This is a genomic window from Cohnella sp. CFH 77786, assembly GCF_019400745.1.
Taxonomy (GTDB): Bacteria; Bacillota; Bacilli; order Paenibacillales; family Paenibacillaceae; genus Cohnella.
The window spans coordinates 192,703-212,901 of sequence record NZ_WJIB01000003.1; the positions used below are offsets into that span (position 1 = coordinate 192,703).

The 20,199-nt window shown below is 57.7% G+C and carries 17 protein-coding genes and 1 riboswitch; of the genes, 10 read left to right on the forward strand and 7 right to left on the reverse strand.

The features are described from left to right. Nucleotides 1–274 precede the first annotated feature (274 nt). The 8 genes from GE107_RS06055 (at nt 275) to GE107_RS06090 (ending at nt 6,583) form a co-directional block, all read left to right on the forward strand. A complete protein-coding gene (locus GE107_RS06055) occupies nt 275–697 on the forward strand; it encodes a GNAT family N-acetyltransferase (protein WP_219638776.1) in 423 nt (140 codons plus the stop codon). Nucleotides 698–817: 120 nt separating this feature from the next. Further along, the gene (locus tag GE107_RS06060) at nt 818–1,405 is read left to right on the forward strand and encodes a DUF402 domain-containing protein (RefSeq protein WP_219638777.1); all 588 of its coding nucleotides are present in this window, start codon (nt 818–820) and stop codon (nt 1,403–1,405) included. Further along, nucleotides 1,402–1,998: a signal peptidase I gene (gene lepB, locus GE107_RS06065; protein ID WP_219638778.1), complete on the forward strand. Its 597-nt coding sequence runs from the start codon at nt 1,402–1,404 to the stop codon at nt 1,996–1,998. The genes GE107_RS06060 and lepB overlap by 4 nt, the downstream gene beginning before the upstream one ends. 20 nt (nt 1,999–2,018) lie before the next feature. Next, complete coding sequence (queG, locus tag GE107_RS06070; RefSeq protein ID WP_219638779.1) at nt 2,019–3,188, forward strand: tRNA epoxyqueuosine(34) reductase QueG; 1,170 nt, start codon at nt 2,019–2,021, stop codon at nt 3,186–3,188. A 90-nt stretch (nt 3,189–3,278) separates the two neighbouring features. Further along, entirely contained in the window at nt 3,279–4,301 is a 1,023-nt protein-coding gene (locus GE107_RS06075) for an HD-GYP domain-containing protein (protein ID WP_219638780.1), read from the forward strand. Between the two features lie 135 nt (nt 4,302–4,436). Beyond that, on the forward strand, nt 4,437–4,652 hold the full coding sequence (locus GE107_RS06080) for a YneF family protein (RefSeq protein WP_219638781.1): 216 nt from the start codon (nt 4,437–4,439) through the stop codon (nt 4,650–4,652). A gap of 67 nt (nt 4,653–4,719) precedes the next feature. Continuing rightward, nucleotides 4,720–5,313 carry a GTP cyclohydrolase I FolE gene (gene folE / locus GE107_RS06085; protein ID WP_219638782.1) on the forward strand — a complete coding sequence of 198 codons (594 nt, stop codon included), beginning with the start codon at nt 4,720–4,722 and terminating at the stop codon, nt 5,311–5,313. Nucleotides 5,314–5,506: 193 nt separating this feature from the next. Then, complete coding sequence (locus GE107_RS06090; protein WP_219638783.1) at nt 5,507–6,583, forward strand: Gfo/Idh/MocA family protein; 1,077 nt, start codon at nt 5,507–5,509, stop codon at nt 6,581–6,583. Between the two features lie 47 nt (nt 6,584–6,630). Here the strand turns inward: GE107_RS06090 and GE107_RS06095 are convergent, their stop codons facing one another. The 7 genes from GE107_RS06095 to GE107_RS06125 all read right to left on the reverse strand — a co-directional run bounded on the left by GE107_RS06095 (nt 6,631) and on the right by GE107_RS06125 (nt 17,438). Beyond that, a complete protein-coding gene (locus tag GE107_RS06095) occupies nt 6,631–7,557 on the reverse strand; it encodes a GGDEF domain-containing protein (RefSeq protein ID WP_219638784.1) in 927 nt (308 codons plus the stop codon). Then, nucleotides 7,554–8,009, reverse strand: a complete 456-nt coding sequence (locus tag GE107_RS06100; protein WP_219638785.1) for a response regulator — start codon at nt 8,007–8,009, stop codon at nt 7,554–7,556. Before GE107_RS06100 ends, GE107_RS06095 begins: the two co-directional genes overlap by 4 nt. Then, the gene (locus GE107_RS06105; protein ID WP_219638786.1) at nt 8,006–9,811 is read right to left on the reverse strand and encodes a sensor histidine kinase; all 1,806 of its coding nucleotides are present in this window, start codon (nt 9,809–9,811) and stop codon (nt 8,006–8,008) included. Before GE107_RS06105 ends, GE107_RS06100 begins: the two co-directional genes overlap by 4 nt. A 13-nt stretch (nt 9,812–9,824) precedes the next feature. Then, entirely contained in the window at nt 9,825–11,111 is a 1,287-nt protein-coding gene (locus GE107_RS06110) for an ABC transporter substrate-binding protein (RefSeq protein WP_219638787.1), read from the reverse strand. Nucleotides 11,112–11,132: 21 nt separating this feature from the next. Further along, nucleotides 11,133–14,987: a galactose-binding domain-containing protein gene (locus GE107_RS06115; RefSeq protein ID WP_219638788.1), complete on the reverse strand. Its 3,855-nt coding sequence runs from the start codon at nt 14,985–14,987 to the stop codon at nt 11,133–11,135. A gap of 187 nt (nt 14,988–15,174) precedes the next feature. Continuing rightward, a complete protein-coding gene (locus GE107_RS06120; protein ID WP_219638789.1) occupies nt 15,175–16,317 on the reverse strand; it encodes a Fe-Mn family superoxide dismutase in 1,143 nt (380 codons plus the stop codon). An 86-nt stretch (nt 16,318–16,403) separates the two neighbouring features. Next, entirely contained in the window at nt 16,404–17,438 is a 1,035-nt protein-coding gene (locus tag GE107_RS06125) for an alpha/beta hydrolase (protein WP_219638790.1), read from the reverse strand. A 202-nt stretch (nt 17,439–17,640) separates the two neighbouring features. Here GE107_RS06125 and GE107_RS06130 point away from each other — a divergent pair, with 202 nt between their 5' ends. Both GE107_RS06130 and GE107_RS06135 read left to right on the forward strand, forming a co-directional pair. Next, on the forward strand, nt 17,641–18,384 hold the full coding sequence (locus GE107_RS06130; protein ID WP_219638791.1) for an IclR family transcriptional regulator: 744 nt from the start codon (nt 17,641–17,643) through the stop codon (nt 18,382–18,384). A 116-nt stretch (nt 18,385–18,500) separates the two neighbouring features. Next, nucleotides 18,501–19,997 carry an O-antigen ligase family protein gene (locus GE107_RS06135; protein WP_219638792.1) on the forward strand — a complete coding sequence of 499 codons (1,497 nt, stop codon included), beginning with the start codon at nt 18,501–18,503 and terminating at the stop codon, nt 19,995–19,997. 55 nt (nt 19,998–20,052) lie between these two features. Continuing rightward, nucleotides 20,053–20,127: riboswitch (cyclic di-GMP riboswitch) on the forward strand. Nucleotides 20,128–20,199: the final 72 nt, after the last annotated feature.

A 20,199-nucleotide genomic window follows, 5' to 3' on the forward strand; every position in this document is an offset into this window, starting at 1 on the left:
AGTAAATCAACATGGATGTTTGGAAAGTCGAAACGTGGGGACATTTCACCAAAAAAACGCATAAACGGACGTCCTTCGCCGAATTCATCCATTTTGCCGCATAAATTCATGGCAATCGATCTCTATAAAGCGTTTTCATGCCGATTTCTCTATGTTTCCCAAAAATAAATTATGTTTTTTTCACAAAAAGGAATGAAATCTTCATATTATTGTCGTAAAATTAATAAGGCGTTAGCTGGACGTAAAATCATATGCCCCGGGGAGATTGTGCACCATGCAGATCCGTTCTTTCCAACTGTCGGACTACCGTTCCGTTGCCGAGTTGCTCAACGAAGTGCTTTCGGAAGAATGCTGTGAGGAAACGATGGGCGCATTTGCCCGGCAGCTGTCGTTGGACAGCGATCTGGTTCTCGTCGCATCGGTCGAGGATGCCGTCATCGGCGTCTTGATCGGGACGATCGACCAGCAGAAGGGCTATTTGTACCGCGTCGCGGTCCATAAGGATTACCAGCGTCAAGGGATTGGCAAGGCATTGGTCGAGGCGATGAACGCCCGATTCCGCCAGCGTAATGTCTTGAAGGTACTTATCGCGGGGGACAAGCATAATGAGCTGCTGCGCCCGTTCTACGAAGCGCTTGGCGTCAGCCCGGTCGATTTCAGGTCGCCGGCCCGACCGCTCGCCATCGTCGCGGGGTAACGCGCAATAGAGATAGAATCCAAAATCCTTTTCCTTTGAAAGCATATCCGATGCGCCATTGCATTTGGCGGGTGGATATGCTTTTCTTGAATTATCGAAGAGATGCGGCGGAGGGCGTGCATGGAACAGAACGGGACAGAGAGGTCGGACTATCGCCGCGGCATCATCAAAAGCTTCAAGCATGACGGCTCCTTGCACCGGATTTGGCTCGAGAATTGGCTGGTTCCGGCGGAGCGGCTGCACCCGGACCACGTGAAGGCATCCCTGCAAGTGCTTCTGAACGAGGGGACGCCGATCCGCGAAGCGGACGGAAGAACGTGGATCAGCCGGGTGCCGGCGGCGGCGTTCTTCCTGCCGGGGGAATGGTTCAACGTGGTCGCCTTGCTGGAAGAGCGGGGAGTCCGTTATTATTGCAACGCGGCGTCCCCTTATTATCATTATCGCGACGTATGGACCTATATCGACTACGATTTGGATCTCGTTATGCATCCCGACGGGTCCTTGCAAGAGCTCGATCGCGACGAGTTCAACCGGCATCGGGCGGAGTACCGTTACGACGCGAAAGTGCTGTCCCGGATCGAGTGGGGGCTGGGGCGCCTCCGGAACCGGATGGCCGGACGGTCCGTCCCGTTCGGGGACGAGCTGGTGCGCCGATATTATGAGGATTGGAAATCGACGATGACGCAAAGGAGACGCGACCGTCCATGATGCAACCGTCCGAAACCACCCCGCTTTCCACGCGCAGGAGAAAAAGCGATCAACGCCGGCGGCTCGTCGGTTGGCGCAAGGAGCTTTGGGATTGGACCAAGGCGCTGGTCGTCGCCTTCGCGGTCGTGTTGTTGCTGAGGGCGTACGTGTTTCAGCTTTCCACCGTCAAGATGCACTCGATGCAGCCGACCCTGCAGGAGAAAGAATGGCTGTTCGTCAACAAAATCGTTTATTCTTTCGGACATCCAGGGCGGGGGGACGTCGTTATCCTCAAGGATCCGAGCGGCGGTCCGGATCGCAAGGACTATCTGGTCAAGCGGATCGTCGGGATGCCCGGAGACCGGCTGGAAATCCGCCGGGGGCAGCTGTACCTGAACGGACAGCTGACGGTGGAGCCGTATACCGACTCGGTCATCGAGGACGGAGATTTCGGGCCGACGCAGGTCAGCGCGGGCCATTATTTCGTCATGGGCGATAACCGCCATTTGGGAGGAAGCAAGGACAGCCGCGCGTTTAAAGAAGTGCCGGAGGACATGATTATAGGGAAGGCCGAATTCATCGTCTGGCCGATCGTACGCTGGGCGAAATTGTAGGAAGCAAGGAGGGATGCGGGATGGCGCCGTCTGTAGAGGACGCCGGATTCTGGCAACGGTTGAAGGAAGAGATGGTTTCCGCCGCGCCCGGCCTTGGGATCGACAAGATCGGGGTGGCGTCGGCCGATCCTTTTACCGCGCTCAAGGAGCGGTTGGTGAAACACCGCGAATTGGGGTACGAATCGGGGTTCGAAGAGCCGGATCTGGACAAGCGGACGGATCCGGCCTTGCTGTTCCCGGAGCCCCGTACGATTCTGTCCATTGCCGTCGCCTATCCTTCCAAGCTCAAGGGGGCGCCGGCCTCGGAGCCGGGAAAGCGGCGGGGGATTCTGTCGCGTTCCGCATGGGGAGAGGATTACCACCCTGTGCTGCGCCGCCGGCTGGAGAGGCTCGCGGCTTGGCTGAAGGAGCGCGTCCCGAAAGCTCGGTTTCTGTCGATGGTCGACACGGGGGCGCTGGCGGACCGCGCGGTGGCCGAACGGGCCGGTATCGGCTGGAGCGGGAAAAACTGCTCCATCATCACGCCCGAGTTCGGCTCCTGGGTGTATTTGGGCGAGATGATCACGGATTTGCCGCTGCCCCCCGACCGGGCGGTCGAGGACGGATGCGGGGACTGCACCATTTGCATCGATGCCTGTCCGACCGGAGCGCTCGTCGGCCCCGGTCAGCTCAACGCCCAGCGCTGCATCTCTTACGTCACCCAGACGAAAGGGATCGTCGAGGAAGAGATGATGCTCAAAATCGGGAACCGGCTGTACGGCTGCGACACTTGCCAAATCGTCTGTCCGGTGAACAAAGGCGTCGATTTCCGGCATCACGAGGAGCTGCTTCCCGATCCGGAGGTGGCCAAGCCGCTGCTTCGGCCGCTGCTCCGCATGGGCAACCGGGAGTTCAAGGAGAAATTCGGGGCCAGCGCGGCGGCATGGCGGGGGCGCAAGCCGATCCAGCGGAACGCGCTCATCGGTCTCGGCAACTTCCGCGATGCCGAATCCGTGCCGGACGTGGCGCGCGTGCTCCAAGAGGATCCGCGGCCGGAGCTGCGGGCGACGGCCGCTTGGGCTCTGGGCCGCATCGGGGGGGAAGAGGCGGCCGAAGCGGTGGAGCGTGCGCTGGCATCGGAAACGGACGCTTCCGTACGTGAGGCGCTGGAGCGCGCGGCCGCCCGAAACGGGACGGCTTACGCCCCGTAATGTCGAATGCGGTAAAGGACTGTCGAAGTTCCCCCGATTACGCTAGAATAGAATCATCAGACCCTGCGGGGATCGGGAGAGAAGAGTTCAATGAGACTGATTGACATTGAGTCGGTAGAGCCGGGGCAGCATTTGGGGAAAACGATCTTTTCCGCGAACGGAACGGTGCTGCTTTCCTCGGGGGTGCAACTGACCGTTTTCATGATCAGTACCTTGAAACGTCTCGGCGTGACGGCGATCTATATCGACGATCCGCAATTCCGCGACGTCGAGATCGAGGACCTGCTGTCCGAGGAAACCAAACGCGCCGTCATCAACCAAATGTCGGAGACGTTCGAGGCGCTGCGTTCCGGCAAGGAGTTCAGCACGAAAGCGATCAGCCAGACGATCGACCAGCTGCTGGACGACGTCATGCGCAATTCGGGCGTGGCGGTGCATCTATCCGATATCCGGACGGCGGACAATGCCGCGTACGTGCACGCGATGAACGTGTGCATGCTGTCCACGCTGATCGGCCTGAACATGGGACTAAACATGATCCAGCTCAAAGAACTCAGCATCGGAGCGCTGCTGCACGACATCGGCAAGCTGAACGCCCCGGAGATCCAGGAGGGGCGGATGCATCATGCATGGCGCGGCTTCGAAATGATCAAAATGAAGCGGGAATTCAGCCTCCTCATTGCCCACGTGGCGTTCCAGCATCACGAAGCCGTCGACGGAACCGGCCTCCCGAGGGGCATTACCGGCGACGAGATCCATCCGTACGCCAAGATCGTAGCCGTTGCGAACGCCTATGACAACCTGCTCTCCCGGTCAGAGTCCGGCCGCCCGATGCTTCCGCACGAAGCATGCGAGCATCTCAACGCCTTGTCCGGAACGAAGCTGGACCACGAAGCGCTGACTCAGTTCATGAGGATCGTGTCGATCTATCCCAACGGCATTTCGGTCAAGCTCTCCAACCGCAAAATCGGCGTCGTCGTGGGTCAGCACCGCGGGCTGCCGGGCAGGCCGGTCGTGAGGGTCTTGAGCCGGGAAGACGAGGATAACGTCGACGCGAAGGAAATCGATTTGGCACAGCATCCGACCCTGTTCATCGAAGCCGTGTTGAACTGATTCCGGCCCGTTGCCCCGGAGGCGGGGTCTCGTTTGCCAGTGGCCGGTTGCCATGCTATCATGTATGCACGTACCCTGCGGACTCGTGCCTGAGGCGGCAGGGCTTTATTTTGATTCGGCAGGGGGAAGTTCGAAATGTGGAGTTACATCATCCCGATCATTACGCTGATCGTAGGCGCGGTGATCGGATTCATCGTCGGCGTCTTCTACTTGCGGAGCCAGCTGACCAAGATGCAGAACGATCCGGAAATGCTGGCCAAGATGGCCAAACAGATGGGCTACAACATGAACAAGCAGCAGCTTCAGAAAGCCCAGCAAATGATGAAAAACCAAGGCCAGAAACGCCGGTAAGACGGCGGGTTCGGGCCGGCCGGGTCCGGAGGCATAGAGAGGATCCCGGCGCGAAGGGGGAACGGTCGTGGCTGGCGCCAAAGATTACTTGAACGATTACGTTGGAAGAAACCGGGAGAAAATCGAGTCCCATGTGCGCGAAATTCTGAAGCTGATCGGCGAGGACGTCGAGCGAGAAGGGCTGCTGGAAACGCCGGCTCGCGTGGCGCGGATGTACGAGGAAATATTCGCCGGCTACTCCGTCGATCCGCGCGACGTGCTCGGCGTCACATTCGACGAACAGCACGAAGAGCTGGTGATCGTGAAGGACATCGTCTATTACAGCCAGTGCGAGCACCATATGGCGCCTTTTTTCGGGAAAGCGCACATCGGGTACATCCCGAGCGGCAAAATCGCGGGGCTCAGCAAGCTCGCGCGGCTCGTCGAGGCCGTCACCCGGCGGCTCCAGGTTCAGGAGCGGATCACCTCCCAGATCGCCGACACTTTGGACGAGGTGCTGCAGCCCCACGGGGTGATGGTCGTCGTCGAAGGAGAGCATCTGTGCATGTGCGCGCGGGGGGTCAAAAAGCCGGGAAGCCAGACGGTCACGTCCGCGGTTCGCGGCCAATTCCGGCACAGCGCGGCATTGCGGTCGGAATTCCTGGAGTTGTTGAAGCGTTGAATCCAAGGCATTCTCCGTTCGGGAGGGTGCCTTTATTCGTATGCGAGCGGGGACAGGCGTAGAGGTCCATCATTGCGGGAATACCAAATTAGCGGAGAAACAGGACGATTCCGGGTATCACGCTCTTGAGGGGGAATCGTCTATGATGGGCATATGCAACGGATACGATTGTACAGAACTGGAGGCCCTTAGAATGAGTACCGCGAATAAAATCCGCCTCGGCTTGATCGGAGCGGGGAATATCGGCAACGTGCATCTGCAGGAATTCGGCAAATTGCAGGACCAATGCGAGTTTACGGCGATTACCGACGCGTATTTGCCCTTGGCGGGGGAACGCGCGGCCCAATACGGGATCCCCTGCGTGGCGTCAACGCCCGAGGAGTTGATCATGCGGGACGATGTGGACGCCGTCATCGTGGCGGTGCCGAATCAGGCCCATGCGCCTCTGACGATATTCGCCTTGGAAACGGGCAAACACGTGCTGGTCGAGAAGCCGATGGGCCTGAACGCCGAAGCGGCGAAGGAGATCGTGCGGGCGCAGAAGCGGACCGGGCTGACGGTGATGGTGGCGCATCAGATGCGATGGGAGTGGCTGCCTCTCAAAGTCAAGGAGCAAGTTGAGCAGGGGCAGCTGGGCCGCATCTATACGGCCAAAGCAGGCTACATTCGCCGTAAAGGCATTCCGGGCTGGGGAACCTGGTTTACGCAGCAAGCCCAATCCGGAGGCGGTCCCCTGATCGACATCGGCGTTCACATGCTGGACCTCGCGTTCTTCCTGATGGGAGAGCCCAAGCCGGTGTCCGTGTATGGCTCGACTTACGCCGAATTCGGTCCCCGCAAGAAAGGAATCGGAACGTGGGGCAAACCGGACTGGAACGGCATCTATGACGTGGAGGATTTGGCGACGGCGATCATCAAGATGGAGGACGGCAGCACGCTTACGCTTGAAGTGAGCTGGGCGGTACATACGGATACCGACGACGTGCCTTTCGTGCGGCTGATGGGCTCCGAAGGAGGCGCCGTTCTTCGAGGGGCGCAAGGCAAGTTCCTGACCGAGAAGTTCGACCAGCCGCTGGAAGCGACGCTCGTCGAACCGGCCGGCGACGAAGGCTCCCGCGTCCGTCTCAGCCGCCACTTCCTCGAATGCGTGCGGGAAGGCAAGCAGCCTTGGACGTCCGCCGAGACGGGGCTGCGCAGCAACTTGATCATCGACGCGATTTACGAATCTTCCCGCACCGGCGGCGAAGTCAAGCTGGATTGGAGCTTGTAGAGGAAAGCAATGACGCTGCCCGGGCGGAACCAGAGGGCAGCGTTTTTTTATCGGATCGACCGGGTCTTTTTTTCTCTTTTGTCGGCATACATCCGTTGATCCGCGTCGATGATCAGTTCATTCAAATTCAGAGGGCTGTCGGGATTGAAATACGACAGGCCCAAGCTTAACGAGAGATGGTAGCTTCGACCGGCGGACTGGTTAAAATCGTCCAGCTTATGCTTCATTCTCGCGGCGATTTCCTGCTCCAGCGTTTCCGGATTCATCGGAATGAGGGAGTTTTGCGGGAAGATGACCATGAACTCATCCCCGCCCATGCGGCCGATCATGTCCGTGCCGTGAAAGACTTCCTTCAGGATACGGGCGGTATCGACCAAAGCCTGATCTCCCGCATGATGGCCGAAGGAATCGTTGATCTGCTTCATGCCGTCCATATCCGCGACGACGATGAAATATCCTTTCGTTCCGAGCGTTCCGGCATCGTTCTCCAACAAGGAATAGATGCCCCTCCGGTTGTACAGCCCCGTCAGCTCGTCGATAATCGACAGGTTATACAGCTTGTCCTGAAGGCGGTTCCGCTCAATCGCATATCGCATCGCGCGCATGATCGTCCCGCCGTTCACCTGTCCCTTGATCAAATAATCCTGCGCTCCGTACTGCACCGCGCGGATGGCGGTTTGTTCGTCATCGAGCCCGGTCAGGACGACGATCGGAACGACCTTCGCCTGGTCGCGCAAAGCTTTGATCGTCTCCAGCCCCTGACTGTCCGGCAGAGAAAGGTCCAGGAGGACGACGTCGAACGTGCTTTCCGACAAGCGTTCGATTCCGTCTTCCAGCGAATCGGCCCATAGAACGTCAAAATCGGCATGATCCGTTTCGGACATAGCTTCCCGAATCAACCGCGCATCTCCGGGGTTATCTTCGATCAATAAAACTTTGATGGAAGTGAAGCTCGTTTGTCGGACGTCTCTCATTCGACCCATCTCCCTGGAAGCTTGACAATCGTAAGCCAAAAATTTTCCAACGATCTTACAACGCCCAAGAACTGCTCCAAGTCGACCGGTTTGGTGATGTAGCAATTCGCGTGGTGCTCGTAAGCTTTGAGAATATCCTGATCCGCTTCGGAGGTCGTCAGGACGATGACCGGAATATGCCTCAGCGCCGGATCCTCCTTGATGACGGCAAGCACTCCGTGGCCGTCGATTTTGGGCAAGTTCAAATCCAGCAAGATAATGTCCGGCTGAACCGCGCCCTGATACTCGCCTTCGCGCCGAAGATAAGCCAACGCCTGTTCGCCGTCGAGGGCGACGTTCAGCCGATTGCGGATTTTTCCTTCTTTCAACACCTCGACGATCAGCCTGACATCGCCCGGATTATCCTCCACCAAGAGAATCTCCACGATTTGGTCTAACTTTCTGTCGGTCATTGATCCATGCTCCTTCTATCCGGAAGAGTGAAGTAGAAAGTCGTGAAAACTCCCGGCACCGACTCCACCCATATTTTCCCTCCATGACGTTCCACGATTTTTTTGCATATCGATAAACCGATTCCGGTGCCCGGGTATTTCGTTTTGTTGTGCAGCCTCTGGAAGATTTGAAAAATTTTATCCCGATACTTCGGATCCAAGCCGATACCGTTGTCGCGAACCGAAAATAACCATTCTTCCTCCCGGAGCTCGGCTGCGATATGGATGACAGGCGCGCGGGCCGGATCGCAAAACTTGATCGCGTTGCCGATCAGGTTCTGAAGCAGCTGGGCGACCTGCGTGGAGTCGGCCGTAATCGTCGGCATCGGGTCATGCGTGATCGTCGCGCCGTTCTCCTTCGCGGCCTGCTGCAGATTAGCCAGAACGTGCTGCAGGACGACCTCGGAATCGACGGGTTTGAATGCTTTTCCCTTCGTTCCGACTCTGGAGAAGGCCAATAAATCGTTGATCAGATTTTGCATCCGGTGCGCGCCGTCCGAGGCGTAGTGAATAAAATCATCCGCATCCTGATCCAAGCGCCCCTTATACCGTTTTTCGAGCAACTGAACGTAACTGGCGACCATCCGCAGCGGCTCCTGCAAATCGTGAGAGGCCACGTAAGCGAATTGCTCCAGCTCCGCGTTCGAACGGCTGAGCTCCTCCGACTGCAGGGTGAGCGCTTCGTTTTTGTTTCGGATCGTTTGAGACATCCGATTAAATGCCTCGCAGAGTCTTACTAGTTCGACAGGAGCCGACGCAATTCCTTCGTATTCGACTTTGAAATCGTAGTCTCCCCATTCCAACCGATGAACTCCCTTTAGCAAATGCTGAATGGGGCGTTCGATGCTCGAAGAGATTCTCAGCATGAGAAAGGCCCCGAGAGCCAGAACAAGGAACGTAATCAGGCTAACGATCACGAGTTGCGTATAGAAGGGGCGAAAAACCTCATTGACCTCGATTTCGCTGACCGCGATCCATTTTTTATGGAAGACGAACTGATAAGTTCCGAGTACCTTCTTGCCGTGGTAATTCGTATACACCGAAGTCGAGAGATCTTCAAGAAGCGCCCGATTCAAAATTTCGCTGTTCACTTTCGATTCCAAGCGCTTTCGGCTTTCCGAAAATCTCGATTCCGTGATCATTTGGCCGCCGCGGTCGATCAAGTAAGATTCGCCGCTTGCGCCGTTGCGGAATTGCGCCATCAGTTGGTCGATCGAGCGGAGCGAAACGGAGCCGAATACGACGCCCGAGAATCTTCCTGCCGAGTCCCGCACGGGAGATGAAAACAGAATGGTAGGTTGTCCGGAAACCTTCCCGATCACGACGTCGGAGATGTATTCTTTTCCTTTGGCCGCTTCTTCGAAATAGGTCCGGTCCGAGAAATACGCGCCGAGCTGGTTCCCCGTGCTGAATTCGACGATTCCGTCCCCGCCCGCGAACGAAACCGATTCAAACTCCCTTTGATTGGAGGCGAAGAAGGCAAGGTCCTTCTCCAGATCAGGGAGATCCCCTTGCTCGGCCGACTGAAGATTCGCCAGATTCCGAATTTCCGCCGCACGCGCGGAAAACCAGTTATCGATGACCGTTTGCTGAACCGCACCGTTCTTCCTCATCGAACCGATGACGTTTTGCTCGGTCTGGCTGTACTCCGCCAAGATGTAGGAGCCGGTGATCAGCAGTCCGACCATCAGCACCAGGAAAATGCCGAAAAACCGCAACCGCGCTTTTAACGTCTTAAGCACAAACCATCGCGAGATCCACACGGGGCGTCCGTCCTCAATCCAAGATTAGGGTCGATTTGTCTTTGGTGTAGTTTTGATCCGCTTCCTTCAGTTCGTCCTCCAACGTTTTTCCTTCGAGAATCCGCTGAAGCGCGGCATTGATGGAGGCGTTCGCGGAATCCGTGAACAGATGGCCCGGATTGATGGAAGTCGGGTGAACCTGCAAGGCCTTCTGCACGTCCTTCATCGCCGGATTCGTATACTCCGCGATCACGTCTTTGAAGGCGGACAGAGCGAGGTTCCGGCTGTAAATGGCCAGCATGTCTTTATCCAGCAGAAGGGACAACAGGTATTTCGACTGCGCCCGGTATGCGGTCTTGGCATTGATCGCGACCTGCTTGTCCGGCGCCGCGGCCATGACCGATTTGCCGTTCCGGTCGGGCAAGGCGAAGAAGCCGAGGCGGAAGCCGGTCGTCTTGCTGTCCACCACGCCGGGCGTCCAGCTGCCCATCAGCTGCATCGCGCCTTTTCCTTCGATGAATTGCAGGGTGGATTGGTCGTAACCGATTTGAAGGGCATCGGGATTGAAATAGCCGCCATGCGCGAGCTGCGCGAATTTCTCGATGGCGTCGCGGACTTCGGGACCGTCGATCTTCGTTTTCCCTTCATACAGATCCGTTTCGAAGTTCGGGTTGCTCAGAAACTCCGACGTCGCGGCGATCGGCAGATAAACCCCCTGAATGGTCCACGTATCCTTGAACCCGCCCGTGATCGGCGACAGGCCCGCCTTCTTGATCGCTTGGCAGACGGCGATGAATTCGTCCCAGGTTTGGGGGACTTGCAGGTTCAGGTTTTCGAAGATTTGCTTGTTGTAATACACCCCGAAGGTGCTGACGTCTAAAGCGGCGCCGTACGTTTTCCCTTTGTACGCGACCGCCTGCCTGGCGGAATCGATCATCCGGTCCACCCATGGCTGATCCGATAAATCGAGCAAATAACCCTCTTTGGCATAGGTCTTGATCTTCTGGTTGAAAATGATATCCGCCGCTTTCCCCGATTTCAGCTGCTGATCCGTCGTTTCGGCAAACGATTTCTCATCGAGCTTATCCCACTGGATCGAAGCGTTCGGATACTTCTCCTTGAACTTCCGTTCTACCGCGGCAAAGTAACCGTTCTTGTCCTCGGCCCAATAGGAGACGCGCAAGTGGAAGGGTTCGTCCGTTCGCTCTGCCTGCGTGCCGCCGTTCGGCGAGGCGGGCTGCTTATCCGTCTTAGCGCATCCTGCGGCGGCGGTTAAGACGCTTAACAGAACCAATATAGAAACCCATTTGAATGTTTTCATGCTCGCTGCACCATCTTCCCGCTAGTTGTAAACTTCGAGCTCATAGATTCTGGCGTAACCGTCGGAGCCGGTCTGCGTGCCCTGCGTGATATACAGCCTTACGTATCTTCCCGTGGCATTGACGTTGCGGTCCGTCACGTTGGCGGCGTTGCCCGTCACCGTATCCGCATCGGTGAATGTCGTCCCGTCGCTGCTGACCTGGAGCTTGAAATCTCTGGTGTTGAAGCTGGCCGATTCTCCGTTCACGCCCGCGTGCTTCACGACCCAGCGGCTGATGTTCGTTTGGTAGCCCAGATCGATCTTCAGCCAGTTCGGCGCCGCCGCGACCGATGCCCATTTGGTCCCCGCCGATCCGTCCGCGGCATATTGCGGAGCCTCGTTCGGCAGGTTGTAGGCGTTCGCCGTCGCCGTCTTGCCGGAAGCGGCGTTGGCGCTTGGGGTGCCGTAGGCTTCAAATTCGTAGATTCTGGCGAAGCCGTCATATCCGGTTTGCGTTCCTTGCGTGATATACAGTCTAACATACCGGCCGTGCGCATTAATATTGCGATCCGTAGAATTTGACGAATTTCCGGTTACGGTGTCGACATCGGCGAAGTTCGTGCCGTCGTTGCTGACCTGCAGCTTGTAATCCCGCGTATTGTAGATGGCCGCTTCCCCGCCCGCGCCCGCATGTTTCACCACCCAGCGCTTCAGATGATACGGCTGGCCGAGGTCGAGAGTCAGCCAGTGGGGCGACGCCGCCGTAGAAGCCCATTTGGTGCCGAGGGAGCCGTCGTTGGCATATGGAGGGGCTTCGCTCGGCAAATTGTAGGCGTTCGCCGACGCCGTTCGGTTCATCGCGATGTCGGTTAAGCCGTAGACTTCGAAATCGACGATCCGCGCCGTGCTCCCTCCATCCTGCTGTCCTGCTGTGACGTAGAGCCGTACGTATCTTCCGGTTGCCGATACGTTGCGGTCCGTCAGGTTCGCCGTATTGCCGGTCACCGCGTCCGCGTCGATGAAGTTAACCCCGTCCGTGCTGATTTGAAGCTTATAGTCCTTCGTATTGTAGGAAGAGTTTTCCCCATTGAACCCGGCGTGTTTGACGACCCATCTGCTGATGTCGTAGGAGGCGCCCAAGTCCACCTGCAGCCAATTCGGCGCCGCCGCCGTCGACACCCATTTGGAGGTACCCATGCCGTCCACGGCGCGGTCGGCCGTATCGCCGCCGGCGGAGCTGTTCGCGGTTGCCGGCTTGTTCTGCGTCAGGGGAAGCGAGTAGACGCTTAGGTCTTTGTCGTATACGTTGACCGTACCGCCGCCGTTTGCGACGTTTTTGACGATGTTCCCCCACAGCAGGGAATCGTAGATATTCAGGGTGCCGGCGAAGGCCGACGTCGTTCTCGCGTAGTTCTGAGCCGCCGCGCTGCCGGCCTGCAAGCCGACCATGTCGATCGTTCCGCCGCCTTCGATGGATACGTTCGGGCCGGATGACGTATCGACGGAAGGCAAATAGAGCAGCAAATTTTGCGGACCGGCACCGGCGCCTTCTTTGATCGTGCGGATCCCGGATTTGACGCCGAAGGAATCGACGGCGAACGTCTTGAGATCGCTGGCGTTTCCGACGGTCAGGACATCCGTGTTGGCCAGCGTGTAATTTTTGGCGTGCGCGAAGCCGTACGTATGCGGGCTGTTCGCATGCTTCGATTGAAAATGGATGCCGAAGGTGGCGATCGTCCGTTCGACCCAGCCGCGCTGCGTGCCGCCGCCGACGTACACCGCTTTCTTCGCCGCGTTGATCCAATTGCCGGACACGACGAAATCGTTCGAGGCGTACGTCGCGAAGTCCGCGCCAAGATAACCGTTTTCGATTTCGATGTACTTCATCCAAGTGCCGGCGCCTGCGCTGCGAACCGTGTAGGGGTACGTCCGGATCGGATACAACGCTCTCAGATCCGCAGGGACGCTCATATCGCTTCCGTCGACGAAGCCCTGCTCGGGGTAGAAGACCGTGAACCCGCGAATGCCGGCATTCGCGTTCAAGGTAAGGAAGGCCGTCGCCGTGTCGGGAGAAGCGGTATCCTTGCCGTCATAGGCAAGCAGCACCGTCGTGTCCAAATTCTCGTGCGCGTGCAGGTAGTCGTAGCTTCCTCTAAGTTCCACTCCGGAAGGCACGCTCAGCGTCGTCGAGATTTTATAGGAGCCCGGAGGCAGGAAGACGGTGCCGCCGCCTGCATTGCCGGCATCGGTCAACGCGCTTTGGATCGCGGCCCGATCGTCGGTTCGTCCGTCTCCTTTGGCGTTATAAGGCGCGGCCTTCACGTTGTAGAAATTCGTATCGCTGGCCGGTTTCTTGGCGGGCGCGAACGTATAGTGCTTCGTTCGGGCTTGCCATACTTCATCGGTACTGATGAACTCTCCGACGTCCGCGCGCAAATAATCCCGCTGTACCGTCGAATTGATTTTGGACATCGCTCCGTAGGAGCCGTTCGAAGCCGGGGGGCCTTGTTCCATCAGAATCCCCGTCTTCGCGTCGTTGACGCTGATGCCGTATAACGTTATGCCGTCGTTTTTCCAGAGCTTGATTCCGTATAGGTAAGCGTTCGTGTAATTTTTGATGAGTCCGGTTTGTGTGCTGTCGGGTTTGTTGGCGATCGCGGCGGGGGCGTTTTTCCAGATGGCGGTGTCCATGAAGACGTTCGTTACATAAGAATATTCGTAATTGCCGTCCAGCGTAATGCCTTGAAAGAGGAAAGTGCCGTAGATGTTGCTGAGATTCGATCCGCTGGCCGATGAGAAGTTGATTCCCTTGAAAGAATTGTAGAACGTCACGTTGGCCACATTGGCGGCGAAGGAGTTCGAATCGATCGTATACGGGTAGGCCGTCGGCGTGAAGATGCCTCCGGCGTAACTGCCCTGGTTTGGATACCAGATGCTCAGGTTGCGGACCGTCGTATTCGGGGCGTTCATCGAAATCGCGGGGACCGACGTGCTGTACGCGGCCAATACCGTGCCCGCCTCGGGCGCGCCGTCGACGGGGCTTTTCCAATCGCCGCGCAGCGTAACGCCCGCGGGAATGCTGAGCCCGCCGTTCAGCCGGTAAATTCCCGCGGGGAGAAATACGACGCCGCCGCCCATCTCCCGGGCCAGGTCGAGGGCGGCCTGGATCGCCGCGGTCGCGTCGTTCGTGCCGGTCGCATCGGCGCTCGCCGTCACGTTGGCCACGACCACTTCGTCGGAGGACAGCAATCCGGTCTTGATGGAGGGAGATGGATAGGCGGGTGCCGTCCCTCTCTTCACGAACGCGATCGAGTCCAAATACGTCCCCGGATCCGGGCCGCTGAATTCGATCGTCAGCACGTGCGTTCCGGCGCTTAGATTGGCGGGCATCGGCAGTGTGTAATCCTGAAAGCTTGTCCCGGCGATGGCTGGCGTTGCCCCCAGCTGGATTCCGTCGATCAGGGCGGTAATCGTGGATTTGGCCGAAGCGCCGCCCATCTTGGCCCGGAATTTGACGTCGAACCAGCCGGCATTGGCGGAGCTTACGCTCAGGGTGTATTTCAGATATTCGCTCACGTACCCCGCGGTGGGCGAGCCGCTGGCCTGATCGTTCGAGCTCACGACGTAACGGTAGGCCGCCTGACCGATCGTTTCCTTGAATAGATCGACGTTCATGACGTCCCGGTAGGTCGTGTCCCGCGTCACTTGGGAGGAGGGATGGGCGAAATAAACGTCGTTCATGGCGCCCGTGTTGAAATCCTCGGCCTCGATCGTTCCCGGGACGCTATGCGTGGCGAAAGGCGTCCCGTCCGATGCATGAACCTCCGGCAGCGCTTTCGGAAACATAGGGGAGATGAGGCATAGCATCAAAATCGCGAGGCCTATTTTACTTTTCATTTTCAAATGGATTTCCGCCCTTTTCATATCGATATAGGTATAGGTTATATATCGACATTTCTCGACACTTTTTCATCCTTTAATTGGCTGTTTTTTCGGGCGATTCCTTGATGTCCGCTGCTGTCCGATAGGAAGAGGGTGTCCCGCAGGCCGGTACCGACCTTACGAAACACCCTCGGGAAATCGTTCAATAAGGCACCCACTGCAGCGTCCGCGCTTTCGCGTAGCGGTCCGCCGCGAAGGGCCAGTTCACGACGTTCCACCAATCCTTGACGTACGCCGCGCGGTCGTTCTGATGCTTCAAATAATACGCGTGCTCCCACACGTCCAGCGGCAAGAGCGGCACGACGTCCCACTGGGACAGGTTCTGGTGCTTCTCCGCCGTGAGGATTTCCAGCCGGCGGCTGCGCGGGCTCCAGACGAGGATGGCCCAGCCTCCGCCTTCGACTTTGTTCGCCGCTTCGGAGAACTGTTTCTTGAACGCTTCGAAGCTCCCGAAGCTTCGGTTGATTTCGGCGGCGAGCGCGCCGCCGGGCTGGCCGCCGCCCCTGGGGGTCATGGCGTCCCAGAAGATCGTATGCAAATAGTGGCCCGCGCCGTTGAACGCAAGCTCTCTCTCCCAGTGCTTGACGAGGTCGAAATCGCCGGACTTGCGGGCTTCCTCCAGTTTTTTCTCCGCTTTGTTCAATCCGTCCACGTAGGACTGATGGTGTTTGTCGTGATGGATGCGCATCGTCCGCTCGTCGATCCAGGGCTCCAGGGCATTATAGGCGTATGGGAGGGGCGGCAGCGTATGGCCCCCGATCGGTACGGTTTTGTTGGCGGTCCCCGCAGCCCCCGCGGCGCCGACCGGATTGGACCAGGTCCCTTCCGGGCGGAACGGTCCGTCTGCCGGTTGCGGCCCGTCCAAGTCTTCGAGATCTCCGTTCTCTCCGCGCCAATTTTCCGATTCCCTTCGGACGTACGAGAGCAAAGCGGGTGCCGCCGGCATCCGTCGGACGGCGGCGCTGTGCTCTTGAAGGAGGCCGAGCTGGCGGACGAATTCGCGCGATTGGCAATGCGAATCCTCGAGCAGCTTCGACACTTGGGCTTCCCATTCGGAGAGCTCCGATTCGCCGCGGTTTTCCAGAGCGGCCCTCAGGGTGCCCCGGGCATGTTCGGCCATTTGCCCAAAGACGTTCTCCCAATCCTGCAACAGCCGGATATAAGGCCATTCCAAGCCCGGCACGATTTCCCGGATCACCGCCGCGTGATCTTTTTCGCGCCTTTTCCAATACACGATTTCCTCCAGTATGCGGACAGGCATCTGCTCTCCGTAGACCCGAAGCATGAAGCAAACCCCTCCCAGGATCCGAATCGGTACCTTACGTACCCAACGTATGACCGGGAGGGGCCGAATATGCCTGAAGAGGACGGTTACACGTGAACCGCTTCGTTGCCGAAGGCTTTGTTGACCGTCAGGACGTGCACTTCGCCGAGAAACGCCGTGATCCGTTTCACGTATTCTTGCTTATGGGTGCGGTAGATCATTTCGTGTATGGCTCCTTGGACGGTCCAGAGCTGCGTGTAGGGATTGGTTTGCGCTTTGGCCACGTTCTCCGCCAGGTAAACCGGGGCTTTGTCGTCCGCGGTTCCGTGGATCAGCAGCATCGGAAAATCGAACGTGGTATGTTGCGCGCGCTCCGAAGGGATCCGATCGAGCGACGTTCCGCCCATGATCGGAAGAAACTGCTTGATGAGCTGCAAAGTCGGAAGCTTCGGCAGCTCGAACGGGATCCGATTGAGGTTGTACGCCAACGTGTCGTCATCCGGCAGGAAGGTGCTGTCCAAAATCATGGCGTCCACTGGCGCGTGCTGCAAGGCCGCCTGGAGCGCCGTTCCGGCACCCATCGAGAACCCCCAGACGATCAGCTCCCGGGTTCCTTGCTCACGCGCGTAATGAATGGCTCCGAGCAGCTGCTGGGATTCCAGGATTCCGCCGGTCGCGGGGAGGCGGTGTTTGGCGCTGGCGAAACCGTAATCGAACATGAGCACGTTGTAGCCCAAGCGATGGAGCAGATCCGCCAAATCGTACATCGGCACCCAGCTTTCTTCCCGGTTCGCGCCGTAACCGTGGCTGAGCACGACGCTTTGCCTGCTGCCCGTCACGGGAATCCACCAGCCGTCCACTACCGTTTGACCGTCGGCGCTGGGGAAGTGGACGTCGGAGTAGGGGAGGTTTTTGGCTTGCATCGGATTCGAGACGAGCGGGGATACGTAAGGGTGCGTCAATTTCCAGGCGATATAAGCTTGGACGCCTGCATAAAGAACGGTGAGGGCGAAGACGCCGGAGAGAAGGAGATAGCCAAAAAGGCGGACAAGGCGTCGGACGACGGACGTGCCCCCGGTTTCCGGAGCGAGCGGAAGGGGAACGTTGCTCTGGAGGGAAAGGGAAGCGTGCAGTGTCGTCATGGGATCGCCTCTTTTTGTAAGCGTTTTATCGTATTGGTTGTTACCATCGTAGATCGCGGGGCCTTATGCGTCAATGGACCTACGCGATTTGTAAACCCGGTGTAATCAAAATGTAACGCAAGCTGGAAGGCGTTTACTCAGGGGGTTCGCTGCGTTATACTAGGCATTACACAGTTTCATAGAATGAAACGAGGGAATAGGGATGGAAGAAGAAAAAAGAACCGTCCGCGCGGTCGAACGAGCGCTGGACGTCCTGTCATGTTTTACGGGGAAATCCGAATGGGGGCTGTCGGAAATCGCCGCTCAGATCGGCCTGCATAAGAGCACCGTTCACCGATTGCTGGCGACTTTGGAGGACCGGGGTTTCGTGATTCGGGACGAAGCGACGGAGAAGTACCGGCTCGGGCTTCGCATCCTGGAGCTGTCGGCCAACCTCTCGAGGGAGGACGACCCGTCCGTCGTGCTGCTGCCGGATATGGAACGGCTACGGGACGAGATCGGCGAAACGGTCAGCCTTTACGTGCGGGACCGCAACGAGAGGGTCCGCATTCAAGCCGTGCAGAGTAGCCAGGCGATCCGGCGGGTCGCCACCGTGGGCGTCAGGCTGCCGCTGTCCGTCGGGGCGTCGAGCAAGGTGCTTCTCGCGTTCGACGACCCTTCCGTGAGAAACGCGGCCATGGCGGATCCGTCCTGGCCGGCTTCCGTCGAGAAGGACAAGTTCATCCGGCAGCTCGATGAAATCCGCGAGCGCGGCTACGCGACGAGCTTCGAGGAACGCGAGCCGGGCGCCGCGGCGGTGTCCGCTCCGATCATAGGCCGCTCGGGCAAGCTGGTCGCCGCCCTGGCGGTCTCGGGGCCGTCCAACCGGCTGACCCCGGACGTCATGCACGACCATGCTGCCGCCATCATGGAAGCGGCGAGGCGGATGGGGCAGCGGCTCGGGTAGCGGGGAACGTTGAGGATGGAAGGAAGCGCCCAGTGGGGCGCTTTTCGCATTTTGCACCAAAATATTTGGACAGCGGATTTCCTCATCCGATACAATACAACAAACGGAGGGGTACTATGTCCAACGGTTTCATGTACATTTTTCTTTCATTCTACTTCTGGATCGGTGCGCTCTGGCAAGGGTATTTCGCGGATATGGCGTATTTAACCTCGAATCTGGTTCTCTTTGCCGGGCTTCTGGTGCTGATCGGTCGGAAACGGGAGTTGGTGTTTTCCCGAATCCATCTCTTCGTTTTCTTGATTATAGGCGGATACTGGGTTAGCGTGTTTTATTCAGTGGATGTCGAGCAAGCAGTGCTTGAGGCCTCGCGCGTCTCCGGGTTGATTCCGCTCGTCTTGTTGATCGGTATGCTGCCGGACGATCGGTTGCAACGGCTGTACCGGTCATGGCCCTGGATCGGCGCTGCCTTGACGGTGGCCGGGATTCTCTTGGATATGGAGCGAAACGGCCGGCTGGAATCCACGATTGAATACGCGAATGCGCTGGCGATTTTTTTGCTGGTCAATATCGGGATTTGCCTGGTGTCCTACCTGCAGGAACGACGTGCGGCGTTGATGGGGCTGATGGCCGTGAATGCCGTCGGCTTGCTGCTCACGTTCTCCAGATCGGTATGGGTATTGTGGCTGGCGATGATGATCGCGGCGGTGATCTGGTTTCCGGAATTACGGAAGCGGGCAGCGTGGCTTCCCGTCGGGATTGTCCATGTGTGCAGTTTGATTCTTGCCCTGCTCCTCAAGGGGGACGCGTTCTTCTTCTGGCAGCGGGTATCTTCGATACAGAGCAAAACGTCCGAATTCCAGATCCGGCTTGTCTACTGGAAGGACAGCTTGGATATGATCCGCGATTACTGGCTCGGCGGAACTGGCGGGGGAGGATGGAACGTTCTGGTTCCGCTGTACCGTTCCCAGGATTATTTCGTACGTTACGTACATAATCATTACGTTCAAATTGCTTTGGACATCGGTATATTCGGTCTGCTCTCGTTTGTGGCTTGGATTGGGGTGATTTGCTGGCTGGGCGTCAAACGGCTGAGACAAGCGAAGAACGAGGCTCGATTATGGGGAAAAGGTTCCTTGTTTCTCGTAATGGTCATCATTCTGCACGCGGGTTTTGACTTCGATTTGACGTTTCCGTTTTTATTCGCGATTTTAGCATGCCTGGCAGTTCAGATGGACGTAAAAAGATTTCGCTTGCGTGTGACGAAGGGTGCTTTCGTATTTGCGCTCCCGGCAACGGTAGCCGTTATCGGTTTCTGGGGATGGCTTGCGGTCGGTTACGGATATAAGCAAGCTGCCGATTTCCAGGCAAATACAGGACGATATGCGAAAGCTCAGAAGATGTATCAGGCTGCGGAATATATGTTGCCTTGGTCGTCCAACGCGCTTTATGGCTCTGCCAAAGGATACGTGTTGCAAGGCAACGCGACGGGTGACGGATCTTATTACCAAATGGCACGGGAAAAGCTAAAGATGGCGCATAATAAAGTGCCCGAGCAGACGCTCTATACGGACCTCTTAAAGCAGTTGCCAGTAAATTCGACAAAAATAGATTGAAACTTTTCCCATTCGAAGTTACTATAGTCATAGCATGAAGGTCCTACTATATCATCTCCGATAAAGGCAACCACGTCGCAAGGCGTGCACGCAAAGTCATGGGTCCCCCGCGGATCGCCAGACCGCCGAAGCGATGCGAATAGAGAAGCCGCATCCTTTAGTGGGATGCGGTTTCTTGCTTTTATTGGACAAGGGGGTATGG

Excerpts from the sequence above, each read along its gene's own strand:
- GE107_RS06055 (WP_219638776.1), top strand. The coding sequence starts at position 275 with ATGCAGATCCGTTCTTTCCAACTGTCGGACTACCGTTCCGTTGCCGAG.
- GE107_RS06060 (WP_219638777.1), top strand. The coding sequence starts at position 818 with ATGGAACAGAACGGGACAGAGAGGTCGGACTATCGCCGCGGCATCATC.
- lepB (WP_219638778.1), top strand. The coding sequence starts at position 1,402 with ATGATGCAACCGTCCGAAACCACCCCGCTTTCCACGCGCAGGAGAAAA.
- queG (WP_219638779.1), top strand. The coding sequence starts at position 2,019 with ATGGCGCCGTCTGTAGAGGACGCCGGATTCTGGCAACGGTTGAAGGAA.
- GE107_RS06075 (WP_219638780.1), top strand. The coding sequence starts at position 3,279 with ATGAGACTGATTGACATTGAGTCGGTAGAGCCGGGGCAGCATTTGGGG.
- GE107_RS06080 (WP_219638781.1), top strand. The coding sequence starts at position 4,437 with ATGTGGAGTTACATCATCCCGATCATTACGCTGATCGTAGGCGCGGTG.
- GE107_RS06090 (WP_219638783.1), top strand. The coding sequence starts at position 5,507 with ATGAGTACCGCGAATAAAATCCGCCTCGGCTTGATCGGAGCGGGGAAT.
- GE107_RS06095 (WP_219638784.1), bottom strand. The coding sequence starts at position 7,557 with ATGAGAGACGTCCGACAAACGAGCTTCACTTCCATCAAAGTTTTATTG.
- GE107_RS06100 (WP_219638785.1), bottom strand. The coding sequence starts at position 8,009 with ATGACCGACAGAAAGTTAGACCAAATCGTGGAGATTCTCTTGGTGGAG.
- GE107_RS06110 (WP_219638787.1), bottom strand. The coding sequence starts at position 11,111 with ATGAAAACATTCAAATGGGTTTCTATATTGGTTCTGTTAAGCGTCTTA.
- GE107_RS06115 (WP_219638788.1), bottom strand. The coding sequence starts at position 14,987 with ATGAAAAGTAAAATAGGCCTCGCGATTTTGATGCTATGCCTCATCTCC.
- GE107_RS06120 (WP_219638789.1), bottom strand. The coding sequence starts at position 16,317 with ATGCTTCGGGTCTACGGAGAGCAGATGCCTGTCCGCATACTGGAGGAA.
- GE107_RS06125 (WP_219638790.1), bottom strand. The coding sequence starts at position 17,438 with ATGACGACACTGCACGCTTCCCTTTCCCTCCAGAGCAACGTTCCCCTT.
- GE107_RS06130 (WP_219638791.1), top strand. The coding sequence starts at position 17,641 with ATGGAAGAAGAAAAAAGAACCGTCCGCGCGGTCGAACGAGCGCTGGAC.
- GE107_RS06135 (WP_219638792.1), top strand. The coding sequence starts at position 18,501 with ATGTCCAACGGTTTCATGTACATTTTTCTTTCATTCTACTTCTGGATC.